The sequence below is a fragment of the Mycobacterium sp. genome (genome assembly GCF_035640695.1).
Lineage (GTDB): Bacteria > Actinomycetota > Actinomycetes > Mycobacteriales > Mycobacteriaceae > Mycobacterium.
Window position 1 is genome coordinate 1 of sequence record NZ_DASQVQ010000079.1, and the last position, 12,498, is coordinate 12,498.

Sequence of the window (12,498 nt, forward strand, 5' to 3'; positions counted from 1 at the left end):
TGGGCCAAGGACACCGGCGCGGACCTGGCGAAGACGAACGTCAACGGCGGCGCGATCGCGATCGGGCATCCGCTCGGCGCCAGCGGGGCACGCATCATGACCACGCTGGTCAATGCGCTCGAGCAGCGCGGCGGCCGATACGGCCTGCAGACGATGTGTGAGGGCGGCGGGATGGCCAATGCCACGATCATCGAGCGGCTGGCCTAACTTTTCGCCGAGATAGCGGTTATGGGTGTGATCTCATCTCCTTCGCCGGGATGGGAACGATACTGGCATCGATGACCCAGACCGACACCCTCGCCGAGCGGCTAGCGCGGCTGATCCGCATCCCGACCGTCTCGGCTCCGGGACAACGCGACGAAGCCGTGTTCGAGAAGTTCCGAGACCTGCTGGCCGAGCTGTATCCGCTGACCCACGAGCGGCTCGAGCACGAACTGGTGGCGGGCGGTTCCATGCTCTTTCGGTGGCGCGGCGGCCAGCCGGGCCCGACGACGCTGTTGATGGCCCACTACGACGTCGTCCCCGTCAGTGGGCAGCACTGGTCGCGCGAACCGTTCGGCGGTGAGATCGACGACGGCGCCGTGCACGGCCGCGGCGCGTTCGACGACAAGGCCACGCTGTTGGCGATCCTGGAAGCGGTAGAAAGCCTTCTGGCCGAAGGCTTCACGCCGACCGGCGACGTCTACCTGTCGTTCGGTGACGACGAGGAAATCGGCGGCCCGCACGCGGCCGAGGTCGCCGACGTGCTCGAACAGCGCGGCATCCGGCCCAGTGTGGTGATCGACGAGGGCGGCGCGGTCTTCTCCGACATGTTTCCGCTTGTGTCGGGCGAACTCGCGCTGGTCGGCGTCACCGAGAAGGGCGTGGTCAACGTTCGTCTGACGGCGCGGAACCCGGGCGGGCATGCGTCTGCTCCGCCGAAGAACGGCGCGACGGCGCAACTCGCCCGCGCAATCATCGCGCTGGAACGCGACCCGTTTCCGCCGCGGTCCAATCCCGTTGTGGTGGAAATGGTCAAGACGCTGGCCACTCGCATGCCGGGGTGGCTGGCGCCGGTCGTGTCGTCTCGGATCGCCGAGCCGTTGGTCGCGCGGGTTCTGAACAGGCTCGGCGGAGTGGCTTCCGCGCTGGCTCACACGACGGTCGCGGTGACGATGCTGTCGGGAAGTTCGGCGCCGAACGTGCTCGCCAACGAAGCCAGCGCGACGCTGAACATCCGGATCGCACCCGGCGAGACGGTCGCGTCGACCCGAGCCCGCCTCGAGCGCACGTTGCGGGGCAGCGGCGTGGAGATCGAGTCACTCGTGGGCTGCGATCCCGCCCCGATCTCGTCGACCGGCGGCGCGTCGTTCGCACGAATGAGGGCAGCGCTGGCCAAATCTCATCCCCGCGCGTTGCCTGTCCCATACGTGATGGTGCAGTCGAGCGATTCCCGGCACTTCGCAAAAATCAGCGACAACATCTACCGCTTCATGCCGTTCAAGATCTCCGCCGGTCAACTCGCCGCGATTCACGGTGCCGACGAGAGCCTAGACGTGTCAGCGCTGCGCGCGGGCGTTGAGTTTTACCGCCAGTTCATCGCCGGCGCATAGGTGAGCGCACAGGTGTGCGGCTCAACCCTTTTCGGGTTTGGCGTCGATGCCCGACTCTTTGCGCTGCTGCGCGGTGATCGGGGCCGGCGCACCGGTGAGCGGGTCGACGCCGCCGCCGGTCTTGGGAAACGCGATCACCTCGCGGATCGAATCCGAACCCGACAGCAATGCGTTGATGCGATCCCAGCCGAACGCGATGCCACCGTGGGGCGGCGCGCCAAACGTGAACGCCTCCAACAGGAATCCGAATTTCTCCTGTGCCTCGGCCTTGTCGAGGCCCATCACCTTGAAGACCCTTTCCTGAATGTCGCGGCGGTGGATACGAATGGAACCGCCGCCGATCTCGTTGCCGTTACAGACCACGTCGTAGGCGTCGGCCAGCACGGCGCCGGGATCGGATTCCAGCAAGGCCTGAGACTCGGGCTTCGGCGCGGTGAACGCGTGATGCACCGCGGTCCACGCACCGTGGCCGACGGTCACCTCCCCCGCCGCGGTCGCCTCGTCGGCGGGCTCGAACAGCGGCGGATCGACCACCCAGGTGAAGGCCCAGGCGTTCGGATCGATCAGGTCGAGCCGCCGCGCGATCTCGATGCGCGCCGCGCCCAGCAGCGCCCGCGACGACTTCGGCGGGCCCGCCGAGAAGAAGATGCAATCTCCCGGCGACGCACCGACGAACTCGGCCAGCCCGGACCGCTCGGCGTCGGAGAGGTTCTTGGCCACCGGGCCGCCCAGCGTGCCGTCCGCACCCACCAACACGTACGCCAGGCCGCGATGCCCACGCTGCTTGGCCCAGTCCTGCCAGCCGTCCAGCGTGCGCCGCGGCTGCGACGCCCCGCCCGGCATCACCACCGCGCCGACATAGGGCGCCTGGAACACCCGAAACGGGGTGGCGGTAAAGAACTCCGTGCACTCCACCAATTCCAGGCCGAACCGCATGTCGGGCTTGTCGGATCCGAAGCGGCGCATGGCTTCGTCGTAGGTGATTCGCGGCAGCGGCAACGGCACCTGGTAGCCGATCAGCCGCCACAGCGCGGCGATGATCTCCTCGGAGATCGCGATCACGTCCTCGGCGTCGACGAAGCTCATCTCCATGTCGAGCTGCGTGAACTCCGGCTGCCGGTCGGCGCGGAAGTCCTCGTCGCGGTAGCACCGCGCGATCTGGTAGTAACGCTCCATGCCCGCGACCATCAGCAGCTGCTTGAACAGCTGCGGGCTTTGCGGCAGCGCGTAAAAGGTGCCCGGCTGCAGCCGCGCCGGCACCAGGAAGTCACGCGCGCCCTCGGGAGTCGAGCGCGTCATCGTGGGGGTTTCGATCTCGACGAAGTCGTGGCTGCCCAGCACTTCGCGGGCCGCGGCACTCACCTTGGAGCGCAGCCGAATCGCCGCGCCGGGGCCGTCGCGACGCAGGTCTAGGTAGCGGTACTTCAGCCGCAGCTCCTCGCCCGCCGGCTCGTCGAGCTGGAACGGCAGCGGCGCACTCTCGCCAAGCAGTGTCAGTGCCGATGCGTTGACCTCGATTCCACCGGTCGCGATCTCCGGGTTCTCGTTGCCCTCCGGCCGCATTTCGACGACGCCCTCGACCGCGATGCAGTACTCCGCCCGCAGCCGGTGCGCCTGCGCCAGCACATCGGCCTCCCGGAACACCACCTGCGACACGCCGGACGCGTCACGCAGGTCGATGAAGATCACGCCGCCGTGGTCACGGCGACGCGCGACCCAGCCGGCCAGCGTCACTTTCTGACCGGCGTCGGCGGCCCGCAACGAACCGGCGGCGTTACTGCGCAGCACAAAAACTCCCTGTGAAAGACCTGACGAGACGACTGCCACAGTGTAGAGGGGGTTATCGCGCCGGTAGCTTGGCGAGCGTGGGCACTCGCATCGCCGTTGTCGGGCCCGGCTCGATCGGCTCGACGGTGGCCGCTGGCCTGCACCGCTGCGGTCACCCCGTTCTGCTGTGTGGCCGCACGCCGCGGGAACGCATCGAGGTGCGGCCCGACGACGGGGAGCCGATCGTGATTGACGCCCCCGTGCACACCGATCCGGCGGACGTCGACGGTCCGGTCGAGGTGGTCCTGCTGGCGGTCAAGGACACCCAGAACGAGCAAGCCGCCGGCTGGCTGGCGCGACTGTGCGACGAACACACGGTGGTGGGCGCGCTGCAAAACGGCGTCGAGCAAGCGCAGCGGGTGGGACGGTTCTGCCCGTCGTCACATGTGGTGCCCGCGGCGGTGTGGTTCTCGGCCGAGACACAGCCCGGGGGCTGGGTGCGGCTGCGCGGCCGACCGGCGGTGACGCTGCCGACCTGTGGCGGCATCGTCGCCGATGTCTTGCGCGACGCCGGCTGCGACGTCACGATCGCCGACGACTTCACCACCGCGGCGTGGCGCAAGCTGTTGGCGAACGCACTGGGTGGGCTAATGGTGCTGACCGGACGGCGGGCCGGCATGTTCCGGCGTGACGACGTCGCCGCGCTGTCGCGTCGGTATCTGACCGAATGCCTCGCGGTCGCGCGCGCGGAGGGCGCCAACCTCGGCGACGACGCGATCGACGAACTGCTCGAGCAGTTCGCCAGTGCTCCGGCCGACATGACCACGTCGATGCTCGGCGATCGCGAGGCGCACCGGCCGCTGGAGTGGGACATCCGCAACGGCATAATCCTGCGCAAGGCCCGCGAGCACGGCCTGGCCGCGCCGATCAGCGAGGTGGTCGTGCCGCTTCTCGCCGCCGCCGGCGACGGCCCCGGCTAGGTCGTTGCGAACGGCGGAATCTGAAGCCGCCCAACACAATCGGTGTTGTAGTCGGCGGGATTGTCGTAGAAGTTGCGCATCACTTCAAGGAAACACGTCGCCGCCGCCGGGGTATTCGATGCGACCTCGTGCCCGGTGCCCGGGAACACGAGCAGCCTCGAATTGGGCAGCGTCTTCGCGGCTTCCTCGGCGAAGCTCGGCGGCGTCGCGGAGTCGAAGCTTCCGCTGGCCAGCAGCACGGGAACAGCACTGCGGGCCGGTGCGGCGACCTCGGGCGGCGCGGCGGGCACCTTCCATTGGTCGCAATCCCGCAGAATCGACGGGGCTTGCGCCGGTCGGGACAGCACCGAATCAGGGAAGTCGGGCAACGTGTGCCTGCCGACGGCGAGCACGTTGTCGGCGTTGGTGCGCGACACCGCCTCGGCGCACAGCACGCCGTATCGCAACCCGTGACCGACCAGGTTCGGCGGGGTCGTCGCCGTCAGCGCCGTTGCGACGTCGGTGGGATCACCGGTGGCAAGCTTGTGAATCATGACCGGGACGCGGGCGGGCCGGCCCGGAGTCTGGGCGGCCGCTGCCACCACGCCACCGGCCAGTTTGTATCCGTCGATGACGACGTCGGTCGGCTTTCCGTTGGCATCGTCGACCGTGACCTGCAGCGGGCTCGCGGACAGCTCGTTGACCATGCGGGCGAATTCGCCGCGGACGTCGGGGAAGGCGGCCGCGCACGCGGCATCGGCCGCGCAGCCGTCGAAGATCGCTTTGAAACTCGCCGCTGCCGATGCCCAGCCCGATTCGATCAGGTTCGCCTGTGGCGGCAGCACCGAGTCCAGCACCGCCGACCGGATGCCCTGCGGATGGTCACGCAGCGTCTGCAGCGCAAGATCGGCGCCATAGGACAGCCCATAGACGTTCCATTGGTCGATACCCATCGCGACCCGTAAATCCGCGACGTCGGCGGCGCTTTCGGTGGTGTTGTATGCGGCGACGTCGAGCACCTGGCCGGCGAGGCGCTGCCGGCAGGCAAACACGGCGGCGGCGCTTTGCTCGGCGAAGGCCGGGTTTTCCGCGCCGATTGCGATGGCGTCGACGAGGAATCGGTCGACCTCGGGGCAGGACAGGAACGGGTCGTCGGCCATCGTGCCGCGCTGATCGACGAGGATCAGGTCGCGATCGAGCTGCCAATCGTCGAAGTTGTGGATCAACGCGGGATTGCCCGGGCCGCCGGCGAGGTAGACCACCGGATCGGGTCTCGGGTCCGGCGACGTCGACTTGCGCACCGCCACTGCCAGCTTGATCTTGCGGCTGTTCGGATCGGCCCGGCGCTGCGGCACGCTCAGATAGCCGCACTCCACGTCCGGCCCCAGACCGAGCTGTGGCGCGTCGGGGTAGATCGGGTCAGGGCACGGCGCCTTCTCATACGACGCCGCGGGTGTCTTCTTCGGGGCGCTGCCCGGTCTCGCGGATTGGCGTTGTTCGCCGGATCCGCAGGCGGCGACGAGCGCGAGTAGGGAGAAAAACCCGATCACGCGAAGCGGCGCGATGCTCATCGCGATTTCCTCTCGGCGGACACAAATCAGTACAGACCCGACCACGCCAGCCGGCGTGCGCGGTCGGGGTCCTCGATGACCATGTCGCGGGTCGACAAGATGACCCGGGTGGTCCGCCGGGCGGTGTCGTAGATCGGCCAATCGTGGCCGTTGGACCAGTGGATCTCGCCGCTCTCCCAGCCCTCTGTGGCGAAGTCCAGCCAGGTCCGCTGCATGCGCCGGCCCACCGACGGTTGCACCCGGCGGCCCAGCGGGTGCAGCAGCCGGCCGAGGTAGGAGCCGTAGCTGTGCTGTACGTGCACGATCTCGCTGCCGTGCGTGGCACCGAGGCCCAGCGCCCGCAGGCTCAGCCCGACATGGTCGAAGCGGTACACATACGTCGGCGCGTACGCGCTGTAGGCGTCGGCGAACGCCCACGTCGGCGCGCCGAACATCACGTCGGAGCCGAACGCGATCAACGCGCGTCGCCGCGGATAGTGCGGGTACGCAGCCAGCATCCGCTCCTTGCGGTCCGGGGCCACCCTGTCGAGGTACGCGTCGATGGTCGCGGGCGTGGTCGGCAGCATCGGCGGCTTGGACCACGCGAACATCGACGCCTCATGGCTGTTGGTGCCGACGATCAACGGCACCTTCTTCATCAGCGCGCCGGCGCGTGCCGCGTCGACCGGATGATTCGGCACCAGGTCAACGCCGAAGGTCAGGCCGTAGGCGAGCGTGGGTGACACGGCCGCGCTGCGCAGCTGCAGTTGTCCCGCTGCGTGTCGCAGCTGCCGCTGTGGCAATGTCTTGATCGCCTTGATCGCCGCGGCATCCGATGCGTTGACGCCGAGCTGGTGCAGGAACTCGTGCGCCCGGCGGGCGCGGATCTCGCGGTCGGCGATCAGCGGCAACGCCGGGCTCTGTGCGATGGCGCGGCTGAACAGACCGTCGGCGGCGGGGCTGGCCAGCAACGCCAGCACCGAGGTCGCGCCGGCCGACTCGCCGAACACCGTGACCCTGTCGGGGTTTCCGCCGAACGCGCCGATGTTCTCGCGTACCCATCGCAGCGCGGCGATCTGGTCGCGCAGCGCGAGGTTGTCGTCGAATCCGTCGCCGAGCGCGCTGAGCTCCAGGCCCCCGAACACTCCGATCCGGTAGGTGACGTTGACCACCACGACGTTGCCGTTCGCGGCCAGCCGCGACCCGTTGTAGAGCTGGAACTGGCCCGCACCGAAGACGAATGCACCGCCGGGAATCCAGACCATCACCGGCAGCGAGCCGCTGGTGTCGGGCGACCACACCGTCAGTGTCAGGCACGCCTCGTGGCGAACCTTCGGGTCGTCGCGACCGCCGCCGACGAATGACTTGCCCTGCGGCGGCAACGGTCCGTGCTCGACGGCGTCGCGCACGCCGGTCCACGGCCGCGCCGGAGACGGCGCGAGGAATCGGCGTTCGCCGAGCGGTTGCTGAGCGTACGGCACACCGCGCCAAACCCGGACGCCGCCTTCGGTTGTGCCGCGCAGGTCCCCCAGTCCGGTGTGCGCGACGGTCGTATCTTCGACATCGACGACCACATTTGGATCGTAGTGTGCGAAGCTGGGCAAGACCGGTAACCAGCGGCGATGGAGTGGTGCGATGACCTTCAACGAAGGTATGCAAATCGATACGAGCACCACGACCAGCAGCGGTGGCGGCGGTGGCCGCGGCATCGCGATCGGTGGCGGGATCGGCGGCTTGCTGATCGTCGTGGTGGCGCTATTCCTCGGTGTGGACCCCGGTTCGGTGCTGCCGCAGCAGGGCGCCGGTGCGGGCGCACCGGCCGCCGAGGCGCCCGGCTTCGACCTGAGCCAGTGCAAGACCGGGGCCGACGCGAATCGCATTGTGCAGTGCCGCGTGGTCGCGACCGGCAATTCCGTCGACGGGGTGTGGAGTCAGTTGATGGGCTCGCGCTACCAGCGGCCCCATGTGCGCTTGTTCAGCGGCTATGTGGACACCGGCTGCGGCCCAGCGACCAGCGACGTCGGCCCGTTCTATTGCCCGGTTGATACGACCGCCTACTTCGACACCGACTTCTTCCAAGTGCTGGTCGATCGGTTCGGGTCCAGCGGCGGCCCGCTGGCCCAGGAGTACGTCGTCGCACACGAATTCGGCCACCACATCCAGAACCTGCTCGGCGACATCGGCCGCGCCCAACAGGGCGCGCAGGGCGCCCAGGGCAACGGCGTGCGCACCGAGCTGCAGGCCGACTGCTACGCGGGCATCTGGGCGCACTACGCCGCGACCGTCAAGCAGAAGCAAACCGGCGTGCCGTATCTGGAGCCGTTGAGCGACAAAGATATTTCCGACGCGCTGTCGGCGGCGGCCTCGGTGGGCGACGACCGGATCCAAAAGCAGGCGACCGGCCGGATCAGCCCGGAGCGGTGGACGCACGGGTCATCCGAGCAGCGGCAGCACTGGTTCACCGTCGGCTATCAAACCGGCGAGCCCAAGCAGTGCGACACCTTCCACGCCGCCGATCTTGGGTAGGACGCCAACCGCGGTCGACGCAGTGGCGGAACGCTACCTGGAGACCTTCGCCGCCTTGGATCCCTGCGCGGCAACGGAGTTCGGCATCGCCGGTCACGACGACCAGATCACCGACTACTCGCCCGAGGGGGTGGCCGCACGTGCCGACGCCGCCCGCGCCGCGCTGCGCGAGCTGGCCGGCGTCACCGCGGTTGACGGCGTCGATCGGGTGACGATCGCCGCGATGCACGAACGGCTCGGCGTCGCAATAGAACTCCATGACGCCGGCCTGGATGTCGGCGAACTCAATGTGGTCGCGTCACCGCTGCAGACCATGCGCGACGTTTTCGACCTGATGCCCACCGGCACCGAGGATGACTGGGTGGTGATCGCGCGACGCCTCTCCGCGGTGCCCCGGCGGGTGAATGATTACGCCGACGGATTGCGCGCCGCCGTCACCGCCGGGCATCCACCGGCGGCGCGTCAGGTCGCTCGCGGCGTCGACCAGGCGTATCGCATCGACCAGCTGTTCCGGGATTTCGGGGCGCGCGCACCATCGGACATCCCCAAGTTGAGTAACGACGTGAACCGCGGGGCCGCCGCGGCCGCCGAGGCCTATCGCCGGCTCGCCGATGTGCTGCGCGACGAAATCGGCCCGCACGCCCGCGATCGGGACGCGATCGGCCGCGACACCTACCGACTGTTCTCCCGGGGATTCCTCGGGTCGACAGTCGACCTCGACGAGACCTACGAGTGGGCCCTGGATCAACTGGAAGGCACGGAAGGCATTGTTGCCGAACAAGAAGCGATTGCCGAACGGCTTTACCCGGGCGCGCCGGCGGCAGAGGCGTTGCATCGGCTCGACAACGAGGACCGCTACCGCATCGAGGGCACCGACGCCCTACGGGACTGGATGCAGGATCTGTCGGACCGCGCGGTGGAGTCGCTGGCCGGCAGGCATTTCGACATCGCGCCCGCGCTACACCGCCTGGAATGCCGGATCGCGCCGACGCAAACCGGCGGCATCTATTACACCGGCCCCTCGGAGGACCTGTCGCGTCCCGGCCGCATGTGGTGGTCGGTGCCACCGGGGGTGACGACGTTTCACAGCTGGCGCGAAAAGACCACGGTGTTTCACGAGGGCGTGCCCGGGCATCACCTGCAGATCGGACGCGCGGTGGCGCTGGCCGGCGAACTGAACCGGTGGCGGCGACTGGCGGGCTGGGTGTCCGGTCACGGAGAAGGCTGGGCGCTGTACGCCGAGCGGCTGATGGCCGAGTTGGGCTACCTCGACGATCCCGGCGAACGGCTGGGAATGCTCGACGCGCAACGGTTCCGCGCCGCGCGTGTGGTGATCGACGTCGGGCTGCACTGCGAGATGACCGCGCCCGACGGCGGGATCTGGGATCCCGGTCGGGCGTGGGCGTTTCTGTGTGACCACTGCGCCGAGGGCGAGGAGACGTTGCGCTTCGAGCTGGACCGTTATCTGGGCTGGCCCGGTCAGGCCCCGTCGTACGCGGTCGGTCAGCGCATCTGGCAGCAGCTGCGTGACGAAACGCTCGGTCGCGGAGTGTCGTTGAAGGATTTCCACAGCCGCGCATTGGATCTCGGCGGCCTCGGCTTGGACGTGCTCAAGACCGCGCTGCTCGGGCACGCGTAGCGGGATGACCGCTCCGGTGACTTCACGCGCCGGCTGCGGCTAAGTGTCGTTGACCATCGGGAGTATCTCGAACAGCTCCGTCAACTCCGCGTCGGCGAGCGCACCCCCGACCACGCTGCTGCGCACCGCGATCAGACACAGCGCGATGTCGGATTCGCCGGCTTGCGTCGCCGCGGATACCAACGCGTCGACGCCGGCCTCGTCGATGCGGGTCACCCCGGCCAAGTCGAGGACCAGCGCGGTCGGCGACCGGTTCAGTTCGTCGGCAATGATCCGACGCAATTTCGGCGTCGAAGCCGACAGGAGTTCACCCTTCACTTGCACGACGCAGCTTGCATCCGGCGATCGTTCGACGTCGATGCCCACCCGGCCAGCTCGCCGTGCATGATTCTCGAGTGGTTGATTCATTTCACCCTCCGTGCACTCACCGCGCTGCCAAGTGAAACTTGTTGAGTTATAAATCAGCTCTGGAACGTGCGATCCCAAAGAAGTTCTGCATGCCGACGACATTCAGGAGGCGCCACACCGCCGCCGGTGGTTCTGCCAACCGAACCGATCCACCGGTCGCCGTGGCTTGTTGCCCAAGGTCGACAAGTGCGTGCAGGCCTGCCGTGCCGAGGAAACGCAGGGCCGCCAGGTTCAGGACCACGTCACGACCCTCGGCCGCGAGGGGAGACAACCGGTCCGCGAGCCAATCGACGGAGCTGATTTCGAGCTCTGTGTCCAGATACGCAATGGCGCACTCGTGGTTGGAAATCACTGTGCAGGTCAACAAGTCCGTCATTCGACTCGCTCGCTTCGTGCCTCGACGCAGTCGTGAACGAAGTGAAAGTAGCCGTGGGACCATAGCGGGTGCGTCGACCTTGGCGTTCAAAATATCGCCGTCCGAGTGGTCCTGCGAGGCCGAAGGTCAGCCGTCAGGGTTGAGGAAACGCCACGCTCGCGTCGCGGCGTGCAGGTTGAAGCGGGTGTCGACGTCGCGCAGGTCGTAGCCCGTCAGTTCACCGATCCGCGCGAGCCGGTAACGCAGCGTGCTGCGATGCACGTGCAGCGCGGCGGCCGATTCATCGTAGTTTCCACCGCATTCGAGGTAGCTGCTCAACGTGTGAACCAGTTGGGAGTTCTTGTTTTCGTCGTAGTCGAGCAGTGTGCCGAGCCATTCGCTGACGAAGTCTTCGACGGCGCCGGCGGTATGCGCGGCATCGACCAGCCGGTAGAAGCCGAGCTCATCGTAGGCGGAGGCGCCGGCGGGTGCCGCGGAGTGCAGCCGAATGTTCAGCGCGTGACGCGCGGTGGCGAAGCCTTGCGGAAACGCGCTCGGAACGTCGCATCTCGAGCCGATCCCGATCGCGCTTGCCTCGCTGCCGAGCTGTCGGCTGATTGCACGGTGCAGCGCACCGGGCTCTGGACGACCATCGAGCAGCAAGACCAGCGTTCCAGCGTTACGGCCCTGCAGATAGTTGAGGTGTAGCGCGGTCACGGCGTGGCCGGCCGCCGACGCCACCGACGCGTCGGCGCCGCCGGGATTCTGTACCACCACGACGTAGTGCGAGCGGCGCAGGTCATGGCCAAGCGCTTCGGCCCTGGCGTAGGCGCCGTCATCGTCGGTGCCGGCCAGCAAGTCGTCAACGAACTCGCGCCGGACGTTGAGCTCGATCTCTGCCAGGTTGCGCTGATGGGAAAGCTCAAGGCCGAGCACCATGCGCGCGTAATGCAGCGCAAACAGGTCATCCTCGGTCGCCTGTTCGCCGGGATCAATCAGCGCCAACACGGCAAGGGTTTCGGCGTGCGGCCGCACCAGGACTACGACGCGATCCCCGATCCGCGTGGAGGTGTCCTGTACGGCCAACCCGCGGAGCAACTCCTGGCGCTGGGCAGGATGCGGTTTCGGGTAGCTGTTCGGGCGCTGCGGACCGGCCCAGCAGCGCAGGTTCCCGAACTTGTCCTCGACGCACACCGAGAGCGCGGTCAGTTCACGAAGCGCGTCGGCGATGCCTTGCTCTCCGCGGCCCTCGGTTAACGCCCTGGCCAGCGACTCTTGGACATCGGTGCGCTTCTCCAACCGCTGCACCGCCGTCGCAAGATTCTCATTCGCCGCTGCCAGCAGGTCGGCCGAGACGGCGTCCCGGTGATGCATGGCCGCGCACGCCAAGGCCGCACCGATCTGTTGGGCCAAAATCGTCAGCAACAAGAAGTGATTGCGTCGGGGCTGGTTCTCGGCGCTGACGACCAGACAACCGTAGGCGATGTCTTGATGAGTCAGCGCAAACGCCCATGCCCAAGCCCGGTCGGGCAGCGTTACTTGACCGTGCCACCCGTTTCGGCGCAGAACCGATTCCATACCCGGATGCTCGGCCGGTGACGTTGGGCTCAAAATCATCGATTGCCCGTCGTGCCGGTAGCTTGCCTCCACACGGAACGGTGCGAGCGCACCAACGGCACTGGTGGCAACGTCCAGAATTTCT

At 67.8% G+C, this 12,498-nt stretch carries 10 protein-coding genes and 1 pseudogene; 5 read left to right on the top strand and 6 right to left on the bottom strand.

Annotated elements, in window-relative coordinates:
* Positions 1-207: pseudogene (locus tag VE759_RS09765) on the top strand (steroid 3-ketoacyl-CoA thiolase); the annotation flags it as partial.
* A gap of 71 nt (positions 208-278) precedes the next feature.
* Positions 279-1,592, top strand: a complete 1,314-nt coding sequence (locus VE759_RS09770) for a M20/M25/M40 family metallo-hydrolase (RefSeq protein ID WP_324931025.1) — start codon at positions 279-281, stop codon at positions 1,590-1,592.
* Between the two features lie 21 nt (positions 1,593-1,613).
* Here VE759_RS09770 and aspS read toward each other — a convergent pair whose 3' ends face one another.
* A complete protein-coding gene (gene aspS / locus VE759_RS09775) occupies positions 1,614-3,419 on the bottom strand; it encodes an aspartate--tRNA ligase (protein ID WP_324931027.1) in 1,806 nt (601 codons plus the stop codon).
* A 38-nt stretch (positions 3,420-3,457) separates the two neighbouring features.
* Here aspS and VE759_RS09780 point away from each other — a divergent pair, with 38 nt between their 5' ends.
* Complete coding sequence (locus tag VE759_RS09780) at positions 3,458-4,339, top strand: oxidoreductase (RefSeq protein WP_324931030.1); 882 nt, start codon at positions 3,458-3,460, stop codon at positions 4,337-4,339.
* Here the strand turns inward: VE759_RS09780 and VE759_RS09785 are convergent.
* Together VE759_RS09785 and VE759_RS09790 are read right to left on the bottom strand one after the other, a co-directional pair.
* Positions 4,336-5,889 (bottom strand): alpha/beta hydrolase, encoded by a 1,554-nt coding sequence (locus VE759_RS09785; RefSeq protein WP_324931033.1) that lies wholly within the window; start codon positions 5,887-5,889, stop codon positions 4,336-4,338. The genes VE759_RS09780 and VE759_RS09785 overlap by 4 nt on opposite strands.
* A 26-nt stretch (positions 5,890-5,915) precedes the next feature.
* Complete coding sequence (locus tag VE759_RS09790) at positions 5,916-7,577, bottom strand: carboxylesterase/lipase family protein (RefSeq protein WP_414687871.1); 1,662 nt, start codon at positions 7,575-7,577, stop codon at positions 5,916-5,918.
* Between VE759_RS09790 and ypfJ the strand changes: the two genes are divergently transcribed.
* Together ypfJ and VE759_RS09800 are read left to right on the top strand one after the other, a co-directional pair.
* On the top strand, positions 7,504-8,394 hold the full coding sequence (gene ypfJ, locus VE759_RS09795; protein WP_324931039.1) for a KPN_02809 family neutral zinc metallopeptidase: 891 nt from the start codon (positions 7,504-7,506) through the stop codon (positions 8,392-8,394). The genes VE759_RS09790 and ypfJ overlap by 74 nt on opposite strands.
* Complete coding sequence (locus VE759_RS09800) at positions 8,387-10,033, top strand: DUF885 domain-containing protein (RefSeq protein WP_324931042.1); 1,647 nt, start codon at positions 8,387-8,389, stop codon at positions 10,031-10,033. The genes ypfJ and VE759_RS09800 overlap by 8 nt, the downstream gene beginning before the upstream one ends.
* Positions 10,034-10,072: 39 nt before the next feature.
* Here the strand turns inward: VE759_RS09800 and VE759_RS09805 are convergent, their stop codons facing one another.
* The 3 genes from VE759_RS09805 to VE759_RS09815 form a co-directional block, all read right to left on the bottom strand.
* Positions 10,073-10,441: an STAS domain-containing protein gene (locus VE759_RS09805; protein ID WP_324931045.1), complete on the bottom strand. Its 369-nt coding sequence runs from the start codon at positions 10,439-10,441 to the stop codon at positions 10,073-10,075.
* Positions 10,442-10,487: 46 nt separating this feature from the next.
* Positions 10,488-10,817, bottom strand: a complete 330-nt coding sequence (locus VE759_RS09810; protein ID WP_324931048.1) for an STAS domain-containing protein — start codon at positions 10,815-10,817, stop codon at positions 10,488-10,490.
* 126 nt (positions 10,818-10,943) lie between these two features.
* A partial coding sequence (locus tag VE759_RS09815) for a helix-turn-helix domain-containing protein (RefSeq protein WP_324931051.1) occupies positions 10,944-12,498 on the bottom strand: 1,555 nt, incomplete at its 5' end.

What these genes read in the sequence shown, in the direction of transcription:
- VE759_RS09770 (WP_324931025.1), top strand. Translation starts at nt 279, where the DNA reads ATGACCCAGACCGACACCCTCGCCGAGCGGCTAGCGCGGCTGATCCGC.
- VE759_RS09785 (WP_324931033.1), bottom strand. Translation starts at nt 5,889, where the DNA reads ATGAGCATCGCGCCGCTTCGCGTGATCGGGTTTTTCTCCCTACTCGCG.
- ypfJ (WP_324931039.1), top strand. Translation starts at nt 7,504, where the DNA reads ATGACCTTCAACGAAGGTATGCAAATCGATACGAGCACCACGACCAGC.
- VE759_RS09790 (WP_414687871.1), bottom strand. Translation starts at nt 7,577, where the DNA reads ATGCCGCGGCCACCGCCGCCACCGCTGCTGGTCGTGGTGCTCGTATCG.
- VE759_RS09805 (WP_324931045.1), bottom strand. Translation starts at nt 10,441, where the DNA reads ATGAATCAACCACTCGAGAATCATGCACGGCGAGCTGGCCGGGTGGGC.
- VE759_RS09810 (WP_324931048.1), bottom strand. Translation starts at nt 10,817, where the DNA reads ATGACGGACTTGTTGACCTGCACAGTGATTTCCAACCACGAGTGCGCC.